22 protein-coding genes are annotated in these 21625 nt (G+C 63.8%); 17 read left to right on the forward strand and 5 right to left on the reverse strand.

Annotation, left to right across the window (positions count from 1 at the left end; all coding sequences use genetic code 11):
* Positions 1 to 110: 110 nt before the first annotated feature.
* From EI293_RS21340 to EI293_RS21355, 4 genes are all read right to left on the reverse strand, one after another.
* Complete coding sequence (locus tag EI293_RS21340) at positions 111 to 740, reverse strand: DUF305 domain-containing protein (protein WP_125440590.1); 630 nt, start codon at positions 738 to 740, stop codon at positions 111 to 113.
* A 113-nt stretch (positions 741 to 853) separates the two neighbouring features.
* Positions 854 to 1480, reverse strand: a complete 627-nt coding sequence (locus tag EI293_RS21345; protein WP_125440591.1) for a helix-turn-helix domain-containing protein — start codon at positions 1478 to 1480, stop codon at positions 854 to 856.
* Positions 1481 to 1485: 5 nt separating this feature from the next.
* Positions 1486 to 1863: a cupredoxin domain-containing protein gene (locus EI293_RS21350; protein ID WP_125440592.1), complete on the reverse strand. Its 378-nt coding sequence runs from the start codon at positions 1861 to 1863 to the stop codon at positions 1486 to 1488.
* Between the two features lie 36 nt (positions 1864 to 1899).
* The gene (locus EI293_RS21355; RefSeq protein WP_125440593.1) at positions 1900 to 4245 is read right to left on the reverse strand and encodes a heavy metal translocating P-type ATPase; all 2346 of its coding nucleotides are present in this window, start codon (positions 4243 to 4245) and stop codon (positions 1900 to 1902) included.
* 368 nt (positions 4246 to 4613) lie between these two features.
* On the opposite strand from EI293_RS21355, the gene EI293_RS21360 reads away from it, so the two are divergent.
* The 17 genes from EI293_RS21360 to EI293_RS21435 all read left to right on the forward strand — a co-directional run bounded on the left by EI293_RS21360 (position 4614) and on the right by EI293_RS21435 (position 21230).
* Positions 4614 to 5147 carry a hypothetical protein gene (locus EI293_RS21360; RefSeq protein WP_125440594.1) on the forward strand — a complete coding sequence of 178 codons (534 nt, stop codon included), beginning with the start codon at positions 4614 to 4616 and terminating at the stop codon, positions 5145 to 5147.
* Positions 5148 to 5278: 131 nt separating this feature from the next.
* On the forward strand, positions 5279 to 5410 hold the full coding sequence (locus EI293_RS22530) for a hypothetical protein (RefSeq protein WP_262490459.1): 132 nt from the start codon (positions 5279 to 5281) through the stop codon (positions 5408 to 5410).
* Positions 5411 to 5475: 65 nt separating this feature from the next.
* A complete protein-coding gene (locus tag EI293_RS21365) occupies positions 5476 to 6438 on the forward strand; it encodes a heavy metal-binding domain-containing protein (RefSeq protein ID WP_125440595.1) in 963 nt (320 codons plus the stop codon).
* A gap of 57 nt (positions 6439 to 6495) precedes the next feature.
* A complete protein-coding gene (locus EI293_RS21370; RefSeq protein WP_125440596.1) occupies positions 6496 to 7218 on the forward strand; it encodes a DUF305 domain-containing protein in 723 nt (240 codons plus the stop codon).
* 82 nt (positions 7219 to 7300) lie between these two features.
* Complete coding sequence (locus EI293_RS21375) at positions 7301 to 7858, forward strand: heavy metal-binding domain-containing protein (protein WP_125440597.1); 558 nt, start codon at positions 7301 to 7303, stop codon at positions 7856 to 7858.
* A 106-nt stretch (positions 7859 to 7964) separates the two neighbouring features.
* Positions 7965 to 9209 carry a TolC family protein gene (locus tag EI293_RS21380; RefSeq protein ID WP_125440598.1) on the forward strand — a complete coding sequence of 415 codons (1245 nt, stop codon included), beginning with the start codon at positions 7965 to 7967 and terminating at the stop codon, positions 9207 to 9209.
* Position 9210: 1 nt separating this feature from the next.
* Positions 9211 to 9834, forward strand: a complete 624-nt coding sequence (locus EI293_RS21385; protein WP_125440599.1) for a hypothetical protein — start codon at positions 9211 to 9213, stop codon at positions 9832 to 9834.
* Positions 9835 to 9846: 12 nt separating this feature from the next.
* Positions 9847 to 10986 carry an efflux RND transporter periplasmic adaptor subunit gene (locus EI293_RS21390; RefSeq protein WP_125440600.1) on the forward strand — a complete coding sequence of 380 codons (1140 nt, stop codon included), beginning with the start codon at positions 9847 to 9849 and terminating at the stop codon, positions 10984 to 10986.
* A 3-nt stretch (positions 10987 to 10989) separates the two neighbouring features.
* Entirely contained in the window at positions 10990 to 14211 is a 3222-nt protein-coding gene (locus EI293_RS21395; RefSeq protein ID WP_125440601.1) for an efflux RND transporter permease subunit, read from the forward strand.
* Between the two features lie 10 nt (positions 14212 to 14221).
* Positions 14222 to 14809 (forward strand): helix-turn-helix transcriptional regulator, encoded by a 588-nt coding sequence (locus EI293_RS21400; RefSeq protein ID WP_170170486.1) that lies wholly within the window; start codon positions 14222 to 14224, stop codon positions 14807 to 14809.
* Positions 14810 to 14924: 115 nt separating this feature from the next.
* The gene (locus tag EI293_RS21405; RefSeq protein ID WP_125440603.1) at positions 14925 to 15263 is read left to right on the forward strand and encodes a four-helix bundle copper-binding protein; all 339 of its coding nucleotides are present in this window, start codon (positions 14925 to 14927) and stop codon (positions 15261 to 15263) included.
* A gap of 161 nt (positions 15264 to 15424) precedes the next feature.
* On the forward strand, positions 15425 to 16048 hold the full coding sequence (locus EI293_RS21410) for a hypothetical protein (RefSeq protein WP_211339627.1): 624 nt from the start codon (positions 15425 to 15427) through the stop codon (positions 16046 to 16048).
* Positions 16049 to 16178: 130 nt separating this feature from the next.
* A complete protein-coding gene (locus tag EI293_RS21415; RefSeq protein ID WP_125440604.1) occupies positions 16179 to 16388 on the forward strand; it encodes a heavy-metal-associated domain-containing protein in 210 nt (69 codons plus the stop codon).
* Between the two features lie 288 nt (positions 16389 to 16676).
* Positions 16677 to 17834, forward strand: a complete 1158-nt coding sequence (locus EI293_RS21420) for a DUF2231 domain-containing protein (RefSeq protein WP_125440605.1) — start codon at positions 16677 to 16679, stop codon at positions 17832 to 17834.
* A gap of 34 nt (positions 17835 to 17868) precedes the next feature.
* Complete coding sequence (locus tag EI293_RS21425) at positions 17869 to 20331, forward strand: multicopper oxidase domain-containing protein (RefSeq protein WP_170170487.1); 2463 nt, start codon at positions 17869 to 17871, stop codon at positions 20329 to 20331.
* 42 nt (positions 20332 to 20373) lie between these two features.
* Positions 20374 to 20613, forward strand: a complete 240-nt coding sequence (locus EI293_RS21430) for a copper chaperone (RefSeq protein ID WP_125440607.1) — start codon at positions 20374 to 20376, stop codon at positions 20611 to 20613.
* Between the two features lie 152 nt (positions 20614 to 20765).
* Positions 20766 to 21230: a DUF305 domain-containing protein gene (locus tag EI293_RS21435; protein WP_125440608.1), complete on the forward strand. Its 465-nt coding sequence runs from the start codon at positions 20766 to 20768 to the stop codon at positions 21228 to 21230.
* Positions 21231 to 21242: 12 nt separating this feature from the next.
* On the opposite strand, the gene EI293_RS22190 is transcribed toward EI293_RS21435, so the two are convergent.
* On the reverse strand, positions 21243 to 21625 hold a 383-nt coding region (locus EI293_RS22190), incomplete at its 5' end, for a hypothetical protein (RefSeq protein WP_170170488.1).

Consider the following 21625-nt stretch of genomic DNA (forward strand, 5'->3'; position numbering starts at 1 on the left):
TGGTGAGCCGGCAGTGGTCCACGTCAAGAAGCAGGGCCGCGGCCCGCGAAAAGCAAAAGAGCAGCCCCAATGGAGCCGCTCTTTTGGAGGTGAACAAGGCCCGCCGCGGCCTAGTATTTTTTGTTGGCCAGCAGCCAATCCTGCAGCATCTTGATTTCCATTTTCTGGTCCGTGATGATTTGCTGGGCCAGGGCCTTGGTGGTGTTCTCCCGCCCGTACTTCAGCAGCGCGTCCGAGTTTTCAATGGCAGACTGGTGGTGGTCAACCATGAGCTGCGCGAAGTCAAAGTCCGGGTCGCCCGTCAAGGGGCGCAAATCCACGGCCTTCATCATCTGCATCATGTTCATCATTTGCAGGGCGTTGAACTCGGGCACAGCCGGGGCGTGCGCGGGGTGGCTCGACAAAAAGGCGTTGAACTGGGTGATTTCCGCCTGCTGCTTGTCGATAATCGACTGAGCCATGGCTTTCATCTCGGCGTTTTTACCGCTTTTGAGCTCCTCCTGGCTGTTTTTAATGGCCACCTGGTGGTGCATTATCATCATGGAAGAGTAGTCGTTGTCGGGGTCCTGGGTTTTGGGCATGGCTTCCATCATGGCCATCGACTCGTGCATGTTGCGCATGTACACGCTGTCGTCGTGGGCAATGGTCATCAGGCCATCGGCGTCGTCCTTTTCACAGGAAGTCAGGGCACCGAAGGCCAGCACGGAAGCCAGCAAGGGGAGGCGGAGGGAACGTAGCATTGGAAAGGGGATTTTTAGTCGAAATGATGGAGGAAATGCTCCTTCTTCTAAACGGACTAAGCCCTACCCTGTATGCGCACAATTCGCCCTGTGGCGTTGTAAAGTTTCCAGCTTTAGCCCAGATTATGCAGGCTCAGCCGGCCCGCGCTGCCCGGCCCCAGGGCCTGAAAGTCGGACGGCGACATGCCCGTCACCTGCCGGAACTGGTTGGTCAGGTGCGCCGCGCTGCTGTAGCCCAGCAGGCGGGCCACTTCGGTCACCTTGGCGTCCTGGTAGCTGAGCAGCTCCTTGGCGCGCTCCACGCGCTGGCGAATGATGTACTTCTCCAGCGTGAGGCCCTCGCGCAGCGAGAACTGGTGCGAGAGGTAGGCGTAGGAGCGGCCCAGCCGCTCGCTGATGAAGTGCGAGTAGGTCTGGTAAGGCTGCTGCTCGGCCGGGGTGTAGTGAATGAGCTCCACCACCAGGGCCTTGACCTGCTCCACCAGCTGGTCGCGCGGGTCGTCGACGAGGGCGAAGCCGAACGCCTGCAGCGCGGCCTCCACCGCCGGCAGGTCCACCGGGCTGCCGTCGGCCGTGCGCACGTTGGCGGCGCCCAGGGCCACGTTGTCCACCACCAGCCCGGCCTTTTCCAGCTCGCGCTGCACCACCCGCAGGCAGCGGGGGCACACCATGTTGCGAATGGAGAGGCGGGTAGCGCCGGCCGCCGGGGCCGGCAACACCGAAGTGGCGGATTGCAGCATGACGCTTATTTAACGACGAGGCTCCCCCGCAGCATGTGCATGCCGCAGGTGAACTCAAAGGTACCGGCTTGCTTGGGCAAAAACTCGATGGCCGTGGTTTTAAATGGCGCCAGGTCCCGCCGGATGTTAAAGTCGGGCAGCAGCAGCTCCTCCGAGCAGGTGCCTTCCTCGTCGCGGTAGAAGTTGAGCTGCACGGGCTTGCCGTGCTCCACCTCGATGACGTTGGGCGAGTAGCCGCCCTTCACCACGATATCCACCTGCTGCACGCCCGCCGAAGAGGACACGGCCGCCGCCACCCGGTGCGGGGCCAGAAAGAAAAACCAGCCAACAAACGCCAACAGGCCCACGCCCACCAGGGTCACAATTATCTGAGCAGTATCCATGAGAACGAGAACAAAAGGGAGAGAAATAGCCCGCCGTTAGGCCTTGGCCTGGTAGCCGCGCAGGCGCAGCGAGTTGGTGAGCACCGACACCGAGCTCAGGGCCATGGCCCCGGCCGCCAGCATGGGCGAGAGCAGCCAGCCCGTGAACGGATACAGCAGCCCGGCCGCGATGGGAATGCCCAGCGTGTTGTAGACGAAGGCAAAAAACAGGTTCTGCTTGATGGTGCGCATGGTCTGACGCGAGAGGTCGATGGCCGTGACCACGCCCTGCAGGTCCGAGCGCATGAGGGTGATGCCAGCGGCTTCCATGGCCACGTCGGTGCCGCCGCCCATGGCCAGGCCGATGTCGGCCTGGGCCAGGGCCGGCGCGTCGTTGATGCCGTCGCCCACCATGGCCACCACCCGGCCTTCAGCCTGCAGCTCTTTCACCTTGCCGGCTTTGTCGGCCGGCAGCACCTCGGCAAAGAAGCGCTTGATGCCCACCTGCTCGGCCACCTTGGCGGCGGTCTGCTGGTTGTCGCCGGTCATCATCACCACCTCGATGCCGTCGGCCTGCAGGGCCTGAATGGCCGCCCGGCTGGATTCGCGCACCGTATCGGCCACCCCAATCAGGGCGGCTACGTGCCCGCCGATGGCGGCGTACAGCACCGTTTTGGCCTCGCTCAGCAGTTGGGCGGCGGCCTGCTCGGTGTCGGTGGAAAGCACCACGTTATTTTCGCTGAGCAGGCGCCGGTTGCCGAGCAGAATCACCTGCCCGTCGACGGTGGCACCGGCCCCCCGGCCCTCGTAGGCCTGGAAGGCGGTGGCCGTTAGCGCGGCGCTGCCGGCAGCGACTCCTTGGGCGTCGGCGTAGCGCACCACGGCTTCGGCCAGCGGGTGCTCGCTCTGCCGCTCCACGGCCGCCAGCAGCGGCAGCAGGTGAGCGGGGGTGTCGCCGTTGGTGGGCACAAAATCGGTCACGGCGGGCTCGCCCCGGGTGATGGTACCGGTTTTATCGAGCAGCACGGTGGTGACTTTCTCGGCTTTCTCCAGGGCCTCGGCGTTGCGAATCAGCACGCCGTGCTCAGCGCCCTTGCCGGTGCCGACCATGATGGCCGTGGGCGTGGCCAGCCCGAGCGCACAGGGACAGGCAATGATGAGCACGGCTACGAAGCCCACCAGCGCCAGCGGCACGCGGCTGGCTTCGGGGGCCAGGTCAAACCAGAGCACGAACGTGGCAATGGCAATCATAATGACCACCGGCACGAACACGGCGCTGACCTTGTCGGCCAGCTGTTGGATGGGGGCGCGGCTGCCCTGGGCTTCTTCGACCAGCTTCACAATCTGGGCCAGCATGGTTTCGGCGCCAACCTTGCTCACCCGGAAGCGGAAAGAGCCGGTTTTATTCAGCGTGGCCCCAAATACGTTGTCGCCCTCCTTTTTCTCCACGGGCAGGCTCTCGCCGGTCAGCATGCTCTCGTCCACAGCCGAGCGGCCGGTGAGAATCAGCCCGTCGGTGGCCACCTTCTCGCCGGGGCGCACCACCACTTCGTCGCCCACGAGCACCTGCTCGATGGGCACGTCGACTTCCTGGCCATTCCTGACCACGCGGGCCGTTTTGGCCTGCAAGCCCATCAGCGCCTTGATGGCGGCCGAGGTCTTGGACTTGGCCCGGCTCTCCAGCACCTTGCCGAGCAGAATCAGGGCAATGATGGTGGCCGTGGTGTCGTAGTACACCTCCGGCATGAGGCCGTGCTGCATAAACCAGTGCGGAATCAGCGTGGCCGCCAGGCTATAGAGAAAGGCGGCGCCGGTGCCCACGGCAATCAGGGTATCCATGCTGGCGGTGCGGTGCCGCAGGCCGTTCCAGGCCGACACGTAGAACTCGCGGCCGCTGTAGAGCAGTACGGGCAGCGTGAGGGCCAGCAGCACGTAGTTGAGCAGGGGCGTCGAGATGCGGCTCATCATGGCGGGCCAGAGCATGAGCATGCTCAGGGGCATGATGACGACGGCTAGCCCCACGGCCACCTGAAAGCGGCGCTTCAGGTTCTGGTAAGCGGCGGCCTTGCGGGCGTCCAGCTCCTCGTCGGAAGCCAGCACGTTGGCCGTCACGGCCGGGCTGGCCTCGTGCACGCCGTAGCCGGCCTGCTCCACGGCGGCTTTGAGGCCGGCGCGGTCAATCTGGCCCGGCAGGTACTCGATGGTGGCCTTTTCGCTGGCCAGGTTCACGGTGGCGCGCTGCACGCCGGGCGTGCGGCTCAGGGCCTTTTCCACGAAATTGGAACAAGAGGCGCAGGTCATGCCCTCGATATTGAGGGTCGCCGTTTCGGTGCCGGCGGCCAGCGCCGGGGGCGGGCCGGCGGGCACCGGAGGTGCCGGGTGATGGTGATGGGAGGTTTCCATAGGAAGAATAAGTCAGGGGAAGCGGCGCAAATAGCGGCCGGCAAAACAACATCATCTAAACTCCTTTCGGTTGGCTAGGGATGTGTAGAATTGAGCTTAGCGCTTGCAACATTCGTGGCCCCGGCCAGAAGCCCCGTGCGGTTGTACATGATTAGGCCGCTGAACTTGTAAAATTTCCAGAGCCGTGCGCCGAATGTCCAACTTGACAAAGCCTAAGGCAACCTGCCTGAATCGGTAGCACGGACTTAATGGCTGCATTTTCAAGCAAATAGCCCAGCGGCAAAACAAGCCACTGGGCAATGGAGGAGGTTAAGACAGACTACGAACCTTTCAAACCTTTCGAATAATTTTGTCGTTGCTTCGTACCAATGTTCCGACTCAAGACCCATTCCCGACGCACGATGGCGGCCTCCTTGCTGGTGGTCTTCCTCAACGTGTTCTTTGGGCAGGTCGTCTGCGCGCTGGCCATGCCCGCCACGCCGGCTGTCGGACACCAGCATAAGCACCCGGCCGGTACGCCGGCCCATGAGCATAAGCAAGGGCACGAGCACAAAGCACCGCATTCCCACGGGGCAGGTCATTCCCACGGGAAGCAGCACGGCGGTGCCACGGCCAAACACGAGCACCACGACAGCGAAACTCCCGGCACCCATAAGCACGGTTCCAAGGGAGCCTGCTGCCAGGACGATGCCGCCGCCGTGTGGGCCTCGCTGGCTCATCCGCCGAAAGCCGGCATCGAAAAGATGGCATTCATGCCGGTGGCATTGCCCCCGGCCCCGCTGGCCCTGTTGGTCCGCTTTCAACAATGGGACCGCACGCAGCCCGTGCTGCTGGTGGCTCGCCGGCAGCTGAAACCCAAAATACCCGACATCCGCATTTTCATCCAGTCGCTGACTGTCTGATTAATCCGACGCGCTAAGGCTCGCGCCGGCACAGCTACGCTGTGTCCGGGGCGGGCCTTTTCGTTTGCCCGTCGCGCCGCCTACGCCGGCATTTCCTCCCCCTCCATTTTCCGGGTTTCCCCTGCTCCGCAATGAAAGATTGTTGCGAACCGGCCGCCGGCCCGCCACCCCGCGGGCCGCTGCGCCGCCTGCTCACGGGCCTGCTCTACGCCGTACTGGCCGCTGCCCTGGGCTTCGTGCTCTGGCAGCAATGGCAGGCCTGACACGGCTCCTGCAGCCGCCGGGCCGCCGATGCCGGCCCTCCATTTTCTCACCCTTACCCCATTTTATGTTCCGCTTACCCGTTTCCCTGCTGGCTGTGGCCAGCCTGTTAACCGTGGCCAGCTGCTCGTCCGACTCCGCGTCGAGCAGCGCCACCAACACCGTTACCACCCCCACGGAAGGACCGGCCGAGGGCACGGCCGACCACGCCAGCGGCCACACCTACGCCTGCCCCATGCACCCCGAGGTGACCAGCACCAAGGAAGGGGAGACCTGCCCCAAGTGCGGCATGAAGCTCGAACACAACGACCAGGTGGCCGGGAGCGGCAAGTCCTACGCCATGAAATTCGAGCCGCAGCCCATGCAGCTGACGGCCGGCCAGCCGTCGCAGTTGCTTTTCACACCGCAGGAAGTGGGCAACGAAGCCGCGCCGGTGCCGCTGGCAGTGGTGCACGAGAAGAAGATTCACCTCATCATTGTGAGCAAGGACCTGGGCCAGTTCTACCACGAGCACCCCGAGTACACGGCCGATGGCAACTACAAGGTCCGCTACACCTTCCCCAAGGGCGGCGACTACGTGCTGTTTCAGGACTACACGCCCACGGGCTCGGGCCACCAGCTGGGCCGCCAGCCCGTGACGGTAAAAGGTGCCGCGTATGCCCCGGTGAAGTTCAAGAACGACGACATGCAGTGGACGCAGGATGGCTATTCGGCCACCCTGGCGTTTGACAAGCCCTTGAACACCGGCCAGCTGCTGGGCATGAAAATCACCATCAGCAAGGATGGCAAGCCCGTGACCGACCTCGACAACTACCTCGGCGCCCTGGGCCACGTGGTGGTCATCAGCGAAGACACCGAGCGCTACCTGCACGTGCACCCCAACGACCAGGCCGACAAGGGCCCGGCCATCGGCTTCAACACCAACTTCGAGGCCCCCGGCCTGTACCGCGTCTTTCTGCAGTTCAACCACGGCGGCAAGATTCACACCGGCGACTTCACCATCAACGTGCAGGGCCCGGCCGCCAGCTAGGCTGCTTCCTTCCCAGTCATCAGTTCCTTTTTCCAACCCTCAACCAATCCAAACCCCATGAAAAAGTCTGTTTTTTTCCTCGCCGTTCTCTGCTCGGGCACCCTGCTCGTTTCCTCGTGCAACAGCGACAAAACCGCTGATACCACGGCCACGACCACCGAAACCACTTCGACCGATGCCACCGCTTCGGGCGACATGGCCGGCATGGACCATTCCAAAATGGCCGAGGGCGGCACGGCCGGCGACTCGCCCCTGATGGCGTCCATGAACGACATGATGGCCAAGATGAACGCCATGAAGCCCAAGGGCAACACCGACCACGACTTTGCCCACATGATGATGGAGCACCACCGCGGCGCCGTGGCCATGTCCGACATCGAGCTGCGCGACGGCAAGGACGCCACCATGCGCCAGATGGCCGAAAAGATTAAGGCCGACCAGCAAAAGGAAATCGGGGAGCTGGAGCCCATCGCCGAGCGCCTCGACAGCGCGCCGACCAACTACAAACCCCAGGACGCCAACGACCCCTTCACGGCCCAGATGAAGACGTCGATGGACAACATGATGAAAAACATGCCCAAAACGGTCGCCAACCCGGACATGAACTTCAACATGATGATGACCGTGCACCACCAGAGCGCCATGGACATGGCCAAGGCCGAGCTTACCCACGGCAAGGACACCAAGCTGAAAGAAATGGCCCAGAAGATGGTGGATACCCAGCAAAAAGAGATTTCCGCCTTCAAAACCTGGCACGCTCAGAACGCCGACAAGATGTAAACCGGGCAGCCGGCAGCGTTGCCCGCAGCGGGCCGCGGCCGGCCCCCTAATTCTCCCCCACAGCCCCCACAATCCCCTGTCAATGAAGCTTTTTGGAATTTCCCTGGCCACGGCCGCCCTTTTCGCCCTCGCCCCCCTGGCCTCGCACGCCCAGCACGCCCCCGCCGGTGGCAAGCCGGAAGCGCACATGGCCCCCGGCGAAACCCACGCCCACGTGGCGCCCCACGGCGGCGTGGTGCGCTCGGCCAGCCCCTACCACATGGAGCTGGTGCAGCAGGCCGGCGAGCTGCACATCTACCTGCTGGCGGCCAAAATGGCGCCCGTGCCCAATAAGTCGCTCTCAGGCAAGGTGATGGTGCAAACCACCGACAACAAAACCACCTCGGTGACGCTGGTGGCCGGCGGCGACGACCACCTGGTGGCCAAGCTGCCGGCCGGGGCCAAGGTGCGCACGGCCATCGTCAGCCTGACGGCCGACGGCAAGGCCATCAACACCCGCTTCGACAAGCTCGACGCGGCCGCCCCGGGCAGCAAGGCCGTGGGCGCCGCCTACGAGTGCCCCATGAAGTGCGAAGGCAGCGCCAGCACCAAGCCGGGCAGCTGCCCGAAGTGCGGCATGGCCCTCGTGAAAAAGGCGTAGGCGGAGCCTGTTTTTCGGACGCCGTGCGTCCGGACCATCTCCTCCGTCTCGGGTCGTCCGCCGCTGCAACGGTGGGCGGCCCCTAGCCGGACTCTAATCGGATAACATGAAGTACCTCAAAATGACATGTGCGGCGCAAGGGCTGCTGGTGCTGGCGCTGCTGCTCGGGCTGCTGCCGGAAGCCGCGCGGGCCCAAACCGCCATCAGCCTGGACAGCGCCGAAGCCCTGACCCTCCGCCGCCATCCCCGGCTGCGCCAGTCAGAGCGCGAAATTGAGGAGCAGCGCGCCCTCAAGCGGGGCTCCTTCGCGCCCGCCAACCCGGACTTTCTGTTCTCGGCCCCCACGGGCGAGCGGTGGGCGCCGGGCGTGGTGCAGACCATTGACCTGCCCAACGTGTACCGGCGCCAGCGCCAGGTGGCCGAGGCCGGCATCACCTTGGCCGAGCGCAACCGCGAGGTGAGCCGGGCCAGCGTGCTGCGCGACACCCGCCTGGCCTACCTGAGCCTGCAGTTTGCCGAAGCGCAAGTGCGCCAGCTCACTTATCAGGACAGCCTATTCCGCGCCCTGCGCGTGGCCACCGAGCGCCTGTTCGCGGCCGGCGAAGTCACCTCGCTGCAGCGCATCAGCACCGACGCCGAAGCCCGGCAGGTGAGCGTGCAGCTGCAGCAGGCCACCGCCGACCGGCAGGCCGCCCAGCGCCGCCTGGGCTTGCTGCTGGGCCAGCCCACGGCCGCCTTGACCACCAGCACCGACCTGCGCCGCAGCGGCCCCGAGCTGGTGCAGACGGGCGGAGCGCTGCTCAGCAGCCTGCCCGCCGAAGACAGCACGGCCCTGGTGCGCAGTCCCACGCTGGCCGCCGCCACCCAGAACGTGGCCCTGAGCCAGTCGGGCATCAGCCTGGTGCGGGCCCGGCGCACGCCGGCCATGACCGTGGGCTATCAGAATCAGGCTTTTGAAAACTCGGCCCTCAAGTACCGCTTCCAGTTCGGGGTGTCGGTGCCCATCTGGTTCTGGACCTACCGCTCGCAGCTGCAGGCGGCCACGGCCCGCAGCCAAGCTGCCGGCTACCAGCTGCAAACCCAGCGCCTGGAGCTGAGCACGCTCTACCAGCAGTCGCTGGCCGACACGCGCAAGTTCTCGGCTTCGCTGGGCTACTACGAGCAGACCGGCGTGCCGCAGTCAAGGGCCATCATCAGCCAATCCCAACGACTTTTCAAGGCCGGCGAAATCAGCTACCTCGTGCTGATTCAGAGCCTCAACCAGGCCTTTACCATTCAGAATACCTACCTGACCACCATTCGCGACTACCGTCAGGCCCTCATCGAACTTAACTACCTGCGGGGTGAATAACATGAAACAACTCCTGATTTTGCTGCTGGGCCTGCTGCTGCTGAGCGGCGGGGCCTCCGCCCACGGGGGCGAAGACCACGGCGCGCCCAAGGCCTCGACCCCGGCCGGCGCCACGTCCTTTTCGGTGGCGGCGCTCTCGGAACAGTTCGAGGTGCTGCTGCGCTACGAGCCGCTGGAAGGGGGCAAGCCCGCCGACCTGCGCTTGTTTCTCTCGGACTACGCCACCAACGCCCCCATCAAAGGCGCCAAGCTCACGTTCACCAACCCCGAGGATGCGAATCTGAAGTGGGCGGTGACGGAAAAAGGGCCGGGGGAGTACCTGGTGGAAGGCCAGTTCCCGGCCAACAAGGCCTACAGCTTCGCGGCCAACATCGTGGCCGGCGACAAGGCGGACCTGATGCTGCTCGAAGGCATCAAAGTGGGGGAGAAGCTGCCCGTGGCCGCCACAGCGCCGACGGCCGCGACCTCGCTTTTCTCTTCCTGGAAAACCATTCTGGCCCTGGTCGGGGCCTTCGTGCTCGGCATCGTCCTCACGGCCCTGCTCATGCGCCGGCGGCGCCCGGAGCCCGTGCTGCAAACCTCGGAGCAGGCACTGACCGCCAGCCGCCGCACCCCCATTGCTTAACGCTCAACTGACATGAAAACCACTCATAAATTTCTGGCGGTCACGGCCGCGGCCGGCCTGGTCCTGACCGTGCTGCTGCCCCCGCCGGGTTTGGTACGGGCCCATCCAGGGCACGACGAAGGGGCCAAGGCCTCTACCGGCGCGGCTCCAACCGACGAGGTGCTGCTGCCCAAGGAAAGCCAGTTCCTGTTTCAGGTGCAGACCACTCTGGCGGCTTTTTCCACCACCTACAGCCGGGCCACGCTCTACGGCACGGTGTCGGCCGCAGCCGGCGGCGAGGGCCGAATTGTAGTACCGCAGGGGGGCCGCATCGTGAGTTTGGCGGCGAAGGTCGGCCAACCCGTGCGGGCGGGCCAGACGCTGGCCGTCATCGAGCAAACCCTGGACGCCACCCAGCAAATCGGCCTTAGCACCGAGCGGGCCAACGCCCAGGCCGAATTGCGCGCGGCCCAGCAAGACTACGCCCGCCTGCAAAGCATCGCCGACATCGCCGCCCGCAAGGACGTGGTGGCCGCCGAGCTGCGCCTGCGCCAGGCACGGCAGAATGCCGGCATCCAGAACGGACAGGCCAGCCAGCGCCGCGTCAGCATCACCTCGCCGGTGAGCGGGACGGTGGACGTGTTTAACCTAGCGGTTGGGCAGCAAGTAAGCCAGGGCGACGAGCTGTTTCGGGTCATTAACCCCGGCAAGCTGCGCGTGGAAGCGCAGGTGTTTGCCCAGGACTTGGCCAAGGTGACGCCCGGGGCCGTGTTCCGGGTGGAGGGCCTGCAGGGGCAGCCCGGCGTACCCGCCCGGCTCGTGGTGTTCAGCAACGTGGTCAACCCCGTGAACCAGGCCCGCCAGCTGGTGCTGGAGCTCGACGCGCAGGAGGGCAGCGCCTACCGCGCCGGCCAGGCCGTGAACGTGCAGGTCGTGGGACAGACCGGGGGCGGCAAGCCGCAGCTGACCGTGCCCACCTCGGCCATTACCGACTTGAATGGCAAGCCCGTGGTGTTTGTGCACACCGAGCCCGAGCACTTCAAGATTCGCTACGTGCAGCCCGGCGCCGCCAGCGGCGAGCAAACGGTGCTGGTGCAGGGCCAAGTCAACGAAAACGACCGGGTGGTTACGACGGGCACCTACCAGCTTAAATCCATTTACCTCAACCAGTAGAGGATGCTCGATAAAATCATTCGCTTTGCCCTGCAGAACCGCCTGCTCATGCTGGCCTTTGCCGCAGGCCTGCTGATTGCCGGCACCTACACGGCCCAGCAGCTGCCCGTGGACGTGCTGCCCGACCTGGACCGCCCCCGCGTGACCGTGTTTCTAGAGTCGCCCGGCATGGCCCCCGAAGAGGTGGAGGCCCTGGTGACGCTGCCCGTGGAAACGGCCCTGAACGGGGCCACCGGCGTGTCGGCCGTGCGCTCCAACTCGGCCATTGGCCTGGGCATGGTCTTCGTGGAGTTCGACTACGGCACCGACATCTTTACCGCCCGCCAGATTGTGAGCGAGAAGCTGCAAACCACCGGCGAGCAGCTGCCGCAGGGCATTACGCCCGTGCTCGGCCCCATCTCCTCGGTCATGGGCCAGATTATGCTCGTGGGGCTCTCGGGCGGAAAAGAGACCAACGCCGCCGATTTGCGCACCCTGGCCAACTACACCGTGCGCCAGCGCCTGCTCTCTATTCCCGGCGTGGCGCAAGTCATTCCCATCGGCGGCGACAACCTGCAGTACCAGGTGTTGCTGGACATGCCCCGGCTGAACGCCACCGGCCTGACGGTGAACCAGGTGGAGGAGGCCCTGCGCAAGTCCAACATGAACACGACCGGCAACTTCTTCGACCGCAACGGCTCGGAGGTACTCATCCGCAACCTGGGCCGCCTGCGCTCGGTGGCCGACATCGAAAACATCATCGTGGGCTACCGCGAGCAGTCCCCCATCCGCGTGGCCGATGTGGCCAAGGTAGAGTTTGGGGCCCGCTTCAAGCGCGGCGACGGCAGCGTGAACGGCCAGCCCGCCGTTATTCTGAGCATTGAAAAGCAGCCCGGGGCCGCCACCGTGGGGCTGACCGAAGCCGTGGAAAAAGCCCTGGTCGAGCTCAAGCCCTCCCTGCCCAAGGACGTGCAGGTGAACACGCGCCTGTTTAAGCAGTCCGAGTTTATCGAGTCGAGTATCACCAATGTGGAAGAGGCGCTGCGCGACGGGGCCATCCTGGTGGTCATCGTGCTGTTTGCCTTCCTGCTGAACGTGCGCACCACGTTTATCTCGCTGGTGGCCATTCCGCTGTCCTTGCTCGTGACGGCGCTGGTGTTCCGCGCGGCGGGCATCAGCATCAACACCATGACGCTCGGCGGCCTGGCCATTGCCATCGGCGAGCTGGTCGACGACGCCATCGTGGACGTGGAAAACGTGTACCGGCGCCTGCGCGAAAACAAGCAGCGACCCAATCCGCAGCCGGTGCTCAAGGTCATTTACGCGGCCAGCTCGGAAGTGCGCAACTCCATTGTGTACGCCACCATCATCGTGGTGCTGGTGTTCCTGCCCCTGTTTGCGCTGGAAGGCATGGAGGGCCGCATCTTCGCCCCACTGGGCATTGCCTACATCACCAGCATCGTGGCCTCGCTGTTCGTGTCGCTCACCGTCACGCCGGTGCTCTGCTACTACCTGCTGCCCAAGATGAAGCAGATGGACCACCCCGAAACCGACGGGGGCCTGGTGCGCTGGCTCAAGAAGAAAGATACCCGGCTGCTGAGCTGGGGCCTGACCCACCCTAAGCTGATTCTGGCGTCCACTGCCCTGCTGTTTGTGATGGCCGCGGCCATGGTGCCCTTCTTCGGCACCGAGTTTCTGCCGCCCTTCAACGAAGGCTCACTCACGGTGAACTTCTCGGCCCCGGCCGGCACCTCGCTCACCGAGTCCAACCGCCTGGGCAGTCTTGGCGAGCAGCAGATGCTCAAGATTCCGGAAGTGGCCTACACCGCCCGCCGCACCGGCCGCGCCGAGCTGGATGAGCACGCCGAATCCGTCAACAACTCGGAAATCGAGGTGGCGTTCAAAACCGAGGCCGAGCTGGAGAAGGAAGGCAAAACCATGCGCAGCCGGGACGAAATCCTGGCCGACATGCGCGACAAGCTCAGCCTGATAACGGGGGTGAACGTGAACATCGGCCAGCCCATTTCCCACCGCCTCGACCACCTGCTCTCGGGCGTGCGGGCCCAGGTGGCCATCAAAGTCTTTGGCAACGATTTGCTGGAGCTGCGCCGCTACGCCAACGAAATCCGCGCGGTGGCCGGCACGGTGTCGGGCGTGGTGGACCTGCAGGTGGAAAAGCAGGTGCAGATTCCGCAGCTGCTCATCCGCCCCCGCGACGAGGCCCTGCGGGCCTACGGCATGGAGCGCGGCGAAGTAGTGCGCGACCTGGAAACGCTGTTTCAAGGGGCCGTGGTTTCGCAGATGCTCGACGGGCAGAAGCGCTTTGACCTGGTGGTAAAGCTGCCCGAAGCCCAGCGCAACGACATAGCCACCATCGGCCAGACCCGTATCGAGACGCCCACCGGCGCCATGATACCCGTGAGCCAGGTTGCCGAAATCCTCTACGAGCCCGGCCCCAACACCGTCAACCACGAGAACACGCAACGGCGCATCACCATCTCCCTGAACGTGGCCGAGCGCGACCTGGGCTCCACGGTGAAGGAGATTCAGGCCAAGGTAAACGCGCAGGTAAAGCTGCCGCCGGGCTACTACCTGACGTATGGCGGGCAGTTCGAAAGCCAGCAGTCGGCTTCGCAGAAGATTCTCTGGCTGAGCCTGTTTTCGCTGGCCGGCATCTTCCTGGTGCTGTTCTCGCACTTCAAGTCCAGCTACATGGTGGGGCAAATCATGCTTAACATCCCGCTCGCGCTCATTGGCTCGGTGGTGGCGGTGCTGCTCACCGGCGGCACCTTCAGCATTGCCTCACTGGTGGGCTTTATCACGCTCACGGGCATTGCCTCGCGCAACGGCATCATGATGATTTCGCACTACATCCACCTCGTCGAGCACGAAGGGGAGAAGTTCGGCATTCCCATGATTATCCGCGGCTCGCTGGAGCGTCTGGTGCCCGTGCTCATGACGGCCCTGGTGGCCGCGCTGGCGCTGGTGCCGCTCACGCTGGCCAAGGACGCGCCGGGCAAGGAAATCCTCTACCCGGTGGCCACCGTCATCCTCGGCGGCCTACTGAGCTCCACCTTCCTCGACATCATCGTGACGCCGGTCGTGTTCTGGCTGGTAGGGGAGAAGGCCCTGGCCCAGTACTTCGATTCCCACCAGGAAGTGGGGCTGGATGAGCACCCGCAGGAACTGGACGCGCAGCCGCTTACGCCGCCCGCCGACCAGAACGACTTATCACCGGCCCTGTAATCCCCGCTCTATGGCCTCTACGCTCCTTTACATCCGGCACATGGTCTGCGTTAAGTGCATCCTGGTGGTGCGCGAACAGCTCGTGGAGCTCGGGCTGGTGCCGCTGCGCGTGGAGCTGGGGGAAGTGGAGCTGCGCGACGACGCCACGACCATCGACTGGGCCCGCTTGCGGGAGTGCCTGGAGGCGCAAGGATTTGAGATTCTGGACCAGCTTTCGCCGCAGCAGCGGCTGGTGGCCCAAATCAAAGAATTCATCGCCCACCTGCTGGTCAGCAACCCGGCGGCGCTGCGCAGCGGGCACTTCTCGCGGCAGCTCAGCCAGCAGCTGGGCCGCCGCTTTGCCTACCTGAGCGACGTTTTTTCCGCCACCGAAGGGCTGTGCCTGGAGCAGTACGTCATCCGGCAGCGCGTGGCAGCCGCCCGGCGCCTGCTGCGCGAAGGCACACTGCCCGTGGGGCGGGTGGCCCGGGAGCTGGGCTACAGCAACCTGGGGCACCTGTCGCGGCAGTTTCAGCGCGAGACGGGCACTTCGCCAAGCGAGTACCGCCGGGAGCAGCACCTGGCAATAACGGGGAGTCATGTGGACGGTGAGCAGTAGATGGTGTTGACAGCCCAGTTGAATTATGCATGGAAGGGCTGGCAATCGTGCACAACAAGGACCTCTTTTGTGAGTAAACCAGTGAAAACCATCATTCACCTTACTTTCCAGTCCCATGCATAGCCAAAACCAAAGCCTCCTTGCCGCTCTCTACGCTTGCGTTAACTCCTGCGAACACTGCGCTACCGCTTGCCTGAGCGAGCAGGACGTCAAAATGATGGCCCGCTGTATTCAGTTGGACCGTGACTGCGCCGACATCTGCGCCTTGACGGCCCGCTTCGTGGCCCGCGGCTCCGAGCACGCCGAGCACCTGCTGCGCGAGTGCGCTGAAATCTGCAAGGCCTGCGGCGACGAATGTGCCAAGCACACTCACATGCAGCACTGCCAGGAGTGCGCCGAAGCCTGCCGCCGCTGCGAGCAGGCCTGCCGTCAAGGCATGAGCGTAACCGCGTAACGCGTGAACCGAACCAAAGAAGCCAGCCTGTCTCCTCGGGCTGGCTTTTTGGCTTTGGGGCCTTGAAATCCTGTAAGCCGGCGGCGCAATCGTATACCAACCCCCGCCGGCTGGCGCCTAGCTTTGAACAACTCCTGACGCAATCACGAACCCCTCCCGTTATGACCCTGGCGCCTCCTTTTCGCAAGCTCATGCTCACCGCCCACATCACCTTCTCGGTGGGGTGGCTGGGGGCGGTGGCCGTTTTTCTGGCCCTCGCCGTCACGGGCCTGACCAGCCACGACCCGCCGCTAGTGCGGGCCGCTTACCTGGCCATGGGGCTGAGCGGCTGGTTTGTGATTGTGCCCTCCAGCTTCGCGGCCCTGCTCACGGGCGTGGTGCAGGCGCTGGGCACGCCCTGGGGCTTGTTCAAGCACTATTGGGTGCTGGTGAAGCTGCTGCTGACCGTGGCGGCCACCGTGCTGCTGCTCGTGCACATGCAGCCCATCAGCTACCTCGCCGAAGTCGCCGCCAAAGCCGACTTGTCCTCGACGGAGCTGCGCGGCATGCGCCTGCGACTCATTGCCGACGCCGTGGCGGCCCTGGTGGTGCTGCTGGCCGCAACTACTATCTCGGTCTACAAGCCCTGGGGCCGCATCGGCAACTGGCTGGAGCGGCGCAATGCGCCCGCCCAGGGCGCGGCCACGCCTACTTCCTGGGGCCAGTACGTGCTGCTGGGCCTGCTCGGGCTGGTGGTGCTATTCATCCTCATGCACCTGCTCGGCGGCGGGATGGGCCACCATTAGCCGCCCCGGGCGCCGTGCAAATCATGTAAGCCCCCGGCGCAATTCTGTACGCGCGGCTGCGCACCCAACTTTACTTTTGAGCGTTATTTAGTTGAAACCGACCTGCTCGGTTGCCTAACCCGTTTCTCCCATGAAAACCCTTCAGTTTAAGACCAATATCAATTGCGGCGGCTGCATCAAGGCCGTTACGCCCACCCTCAACCAGGAAGCCGGCGCCGGCAACTGGCAGGTGGACACCGCCAACCCCGACAAGATTCTCACCGTCACCTCCGACCGGCTCACCCCGGAGCAGGTGGTAGAAGCTGTTAAAAACGCCGGCTTCGAGATTCAGGCCGCGTAAGCGCCCTGCAGGCAAAAGTTGTCAAAAAACGCCCGGCTGGTCCGGGCGTTTTTCGTTTTGGGTCCCGTCCGGACCCGTTAGGCGCCCATCATGGAAATTATGTAGCTGCGGCGCGTAATAGCAGCAAACATTAGCCAGGGCCGATGGCGTACAGTAAAAGAAGCGGCTCGTCCCTACTAGTCTCTATTGCGTTACCTCTTAAGCTCGGCGGCTAGTAGGGCCATGGGGCGGGGCCACCGACGACGCGGCGGCCCACGGAAGTACCCGGGACGCTTTTACCCTGCGCCTATGTTTTCAGATTTTCCCAACCTGCACCCCTTGGTGGTGCATTTGCCCATAGTCCTGCTCATGCTCAGCGCGGCCCTGCAGGCCCTGCTCGTGTACAAGGATTGGCCCCCGGTGAAATGGATTACCATGGGGGTGATGGCCGGCGGCTTTCTGGGCGCGCTGGCCGCCAGCACCGTGTTCCATGCCATGCCCCTGGGCCTGTCTCCCCGGGCGGCGGCCGTGTTTGAGGCCCACGAAAAGTTCGCCGGCTACACCCTGTGGCTATCCGGCATTACGCTGCTGCTGGCCGGGGTCGGCACGTTTTTCAAGATTCAGCGGCGGGCCTACGAAGTGCTGGTGCTGGTGGCGGCCGTGGCCACGGCCGGGGTGCTGTCGGTGGCCGGGCACCGCGGGGCGCAGCTCGTCTACGTGGAGGGCGTGGGGCCGCAGGGCCGCCTGCTCGATAAACACCACGGCCACGGGGGCGGGGAGACCATGCCGGCCATGGAAATGGAAGGCGAGGCCCACGACGAGGCGGCCGAGGCCGATGACCACAACGGGGACCCCGCGCCCGCTTCGCCCAACCCGAACGCCGCCCCAGCCACTCCGAAGGCAACCGACATGCCCGGCATGGATATGAGCTCGCCCGCGGCCGGCAAAAAAGGCAGCCCCACTTCCTCGGGTGCGATGGATAACATGGACATGAACGGCGGCCAGCCAGCGGGCCAGCGTCGGCCGACTGCTCCGAAAGGGGCTATGCCGGGCATGTCCGGTATGAAGATGCCCGCCTCAAAAAGCACGCAGCCTATGCCGGCGGGCATGGATATGAGCGGCCCGGCCACCCAAAAGCCCATGCGTGACATGCCCGGCATGGAGAGCATGCCGGGCATGAGGCCGCCGAAAGCAGGGACGAAAAAGCCGGCCAAAGCGCAATCCGGTATGGAAGGCATGGGCACCATGGCGGATATGCCGGGCATGAAGGCTTCCAGTACGAAGCAGCCCGGGCAAGCCACGCCAGCCATGGGCAACATGAAAGACATGCCCGGCATGGAAAAAAGCCAGCAGATGCCCGCCATGGGCACCATGCCCGGCATGAGCATGCCCGCCAACCCCATGGACAAATTCCGCTTCGAGGACAACAACCCCGCCCGGAACAAACCCCAAAAAGCTAAACAGTAGCGACCTGATGAGATTATTAGCCCTTCTTTTCTTTTTGCTTGGCGCGCTGCCCCTGGCCGCGCAAATGCCCCAGCACCAGGCCATGCCCAAAGGCCAGGCCGCCAACGGCCCGGCTACCCCGCCACCGGACCAGGAGCTGCGGGGCCACGTGGTGACGCCCCGCACCAGCCACGCCGGCCACCGGGTCGAATACGACCTGTACGTGGACGAGCGCCAGGTCAACTACACCGGCCGCACCCGCCTGGCCATTGCCATCAACGGGCAGATTCCGGCGCCCACGCTGCGCTTCACCGAGGGCGACACGGCCATCATCCGGGTGCACAACCAGATGAGCGTCGAAACCAGCATCCACTGGCACGGCATCCTGCTGCCCAACCAATACGACGGCGTGCCTTACCTCAACACGGCCCCCATTCAGCCAGGCGGCACGCACACGTTTACGTTTCCGCTGATTCAGAGCGGCACCTACTGGTACCACTCCCATACCATGCTGCAGGAGCAGTCCGGGCTGTACGGTTCCATCGTCATCCAGCCCCGGGAAGTGAAGTACGAGCTCAAGGAGTACGTGCTGCTGCTCTCCGACTGGACCGACCACCCGCCCAAGGAAGTGCTGCGCTACCTCAAGCGGGCCGGCGAGTGGTTTGCCGTGCAAAAAGGGGCCACGCAGAGCTACGGCGAGGCCATTGCTGCCGGCTACTTCAAGGACAAGGTCCGGCAGGAGTGGGGCCGCATGCCAGCAATGGACCTCACGGATATCTACTACAACAAGTTCCTCACCAACGGCCGCGAGAAAAGCTACTACCCCGACGCCAAGCCCGGGGAGGTGGTGCGCCTGCGCGTTATCAACGGCAGCGCCTCTTCCTACTTCTACCTGCAGTACGCCAGCGGCCCCATGCAGGTCATCGCCGCCGATGGTATCAACGTGGAGCCCTTCCCGGTGTCCAAGCTCGAAATTGCCACGGCCGAAACGTACGACCTGCTGGTGACCATTCCGCCCGCGGGGGCGGCCGAGCTGCGGGCCACCGCCAACGACATCACCGGCTACTCCTCCAGCTACTTCGGGGCCGGCGAGCCGATGAAAGCGCCCGATTTGCCGCGCATCAACTACTTCCAGATGATGCGCGAGATGGGCAGCATGGGCAACATGACCGGCATGGACATGGGCGGCAACGGGGAGATGGACCCCAACGGCGGCATGAAGGGCATGGACATGAAAGGTGGCAGTGGGGCTATGAAAGGCATGGACATGGGTAAAAAGAAGAAGGGCAACGAAACGTCAGGCATGAACATGGCCGACGCCCCGGCCATGAAAGGCATGAACATGCAGAACGGCACCATGCCCGCCAGCACCGCTCCTTCACCCCAAAATCGGCCCATGAACGAGCAGGAAAAAAGCGGCAAGAGCATGGGCACCATGCAGGATAAGGGCGGTAGCATTGCCGGCATGGACATGAGCGGCGGCATGGCCGGCATGAGCATGGGCGGCAGCGGCGGCGACTTCAACTACAACCAGCTGCGGGCCCTGAACCCAACAACGCTGGACTCCACCCGGCAGTGGCGCGACATCAAGCTCACGCTCACCGGCAACATGCTGCGTTACGTGTGGTCGTTCGACAACAAGACCTTGTCCGAGGCCGATAAAATCCCCATCCGCCGGGGCGAGAACGTGCGCATGACTTTCACCAACCTGACCATGATGCGCCACCCGCTGCACCTGCACGGGCACTTTTTCCGCCTCGTCAACGCTCAGGGCGCCTATTCGCCCATGAAGCACACCTTCGACATCCCGGCCATGGGCACCGTGACCATCGAGTTTGAGGCCAACGAGGAGCAGGACTGGTTTTTCCACTGCCACATCCTCTACCACATGATGGCCGGCATGGCCCGCATCATCAGCTACGACGCCAGCCCCCAGAACGAGTTTGCCAAAACCAACTACAAGTACCTCAAGCGCGAAGACAACGCCGTGTACCCGTGGTTTGACTTGTCGGTGCACTCCCAAGCCGCGTACCTGGAAGGCACCCTCTCCAACAACCGCAACGCGCTGGAATTTGAGGGCCGCGTGAACTACGAGGGCAACTTCGAAACCGAAACCCACCTGTTGCGCTACCTCGACAAGCGGCAATTGTGGGCCGGCTTCGTCGGCTACGACTTCCGCGACAACAAAACGCTGCGCTCGGAAGCAGATGCCGAGGGCGGCAACCGCCGCACGACCGAAAACAACCGCAACTTCCGCCGGCAGGCCGAAGTGGGCGTGTACTACCTGCTGCCGATGCTCGTGCGCGCCGAACTGCGCACGGACCTGACCGGGCAGCTGCGCCTGCGCCTGGAGCGCCGCGACCTGCCGCTGAGCAACAACGTATTCATGGACATCAGCGGCAACACCGACAAGGAATTCACCCTGGGCTTCCGCTACATGGTCAGCAAATACGCCTCGCTGAGCACCAACTACGACAACCAGTACGGCTGGGGCGCCGGCCTCACGTTTCACTACTAGCAGGCAAACGCGTGCCATGCGTCGCCCTTAAATGAAGAATCTATGGAACTGCTAAAATTCAAAACCACCGTCACAACAGCGGAAGAGGTAGCCCGCGTTGCTCCATTCTTAAACCAGCTACCCGCCGTGGAGAAGTGGGACATCGCCCCCGAAACCGAGTCCCACGTGTTAAGCATTTCGGGCCACAACCTTGACCCGCAGCAGATAGAGAACGGGCTGCGGGAAGCCGGCTTCCGGGCCGAGCTGCTCCGGGTGCTGGGGGTAGGAGGAGACGACTTGTAGGCAGAGCCGTCCGCGCCCCGCTAGGAGCAGAGACGCAGGGCCTCGCTACGAACACGATTTCCTGAACCGACATCAATACTTCCTAGCTGATTTTCCTTACCGGTGCACCGGCCGGCCTGACCAGGCACCCTCACCCCACTTCCCTTGTCTTTATGGAACACAAGAACCCCTATCCCCGCTTCTTCCTGATGCTGGCCGCCTCGCTGGTGGCCATGTACGTGGTCATGTACCTGAACGTGTATGAGTGGGACCACGTGTACTTCAGCCTGACGCGGTTGTATATGGCCCTGCTCATGCTGGTGCCCATGACCTTGATTATGATGGGCTTTATGTGGAGCATGTATCCCGACAAGCGCCGCAATGCGCTGATTATGGCCGGCAGCCTAGTGCTGTTTGCGGTGGTTACCTTCATGGTGCGCACCCAGGTGTTCGTCAATGACCAATTGTGGATGAAAGCCATGATTCCGCACCACTCCATTGCCATTCTGGTCAGCAAGCGGGCCACCATCAAAGACCCCGAAGCGCGCGTCCTGGCCGACAGCATCATCAGCGCCCAGCAGCGCGAGATTGGCCAGATGAAGCGCATGCTGCAGCGACTGGAGCAAGAGCATCATTAATGCCGACGCTGCTTACTGGCAAGATTGTACCAGCGCCGTCACACTCAGCGTGGCCGTAGCATCAGTTGTGTAATTATCATTGTTTACGCACACGTAGAGCCGCCGGGTACCGGGCTTAATGGCTAGTGATTTCGTTTCCGTCGGCGTGTTCTGTTCCGCCTTGTAGCACACGTTGGGCTTGGTGATGTAGCCTTTCGTGTCCAGAAACTGCTGCGCGGCCTCGGCGTCCGGGGTAATGTACCAGTGACATTTCGTGCTTTTGGTGGGAGCCCCGCCGGTGGTCTGCTTGTCAATCTTCGAGGCCGCAAAAGACATCAGGGCCATGGTGCCGGTAGCCGGGTTGCTCATGGCGCCGGCCAGGCTAAGTGCCGTGGTCCAGGTGATGGGCGGCTGGC

Origin of the sequence: Hymenobacter perfusus, assembly GCF_003944765.1 — a bacterium.
GTDB lineage: Bacteria > Bacteroidota > Bacteroidia > Cytophagales > Hymenobacteraceae > Hymenobacter > Hymenobacter perfusus.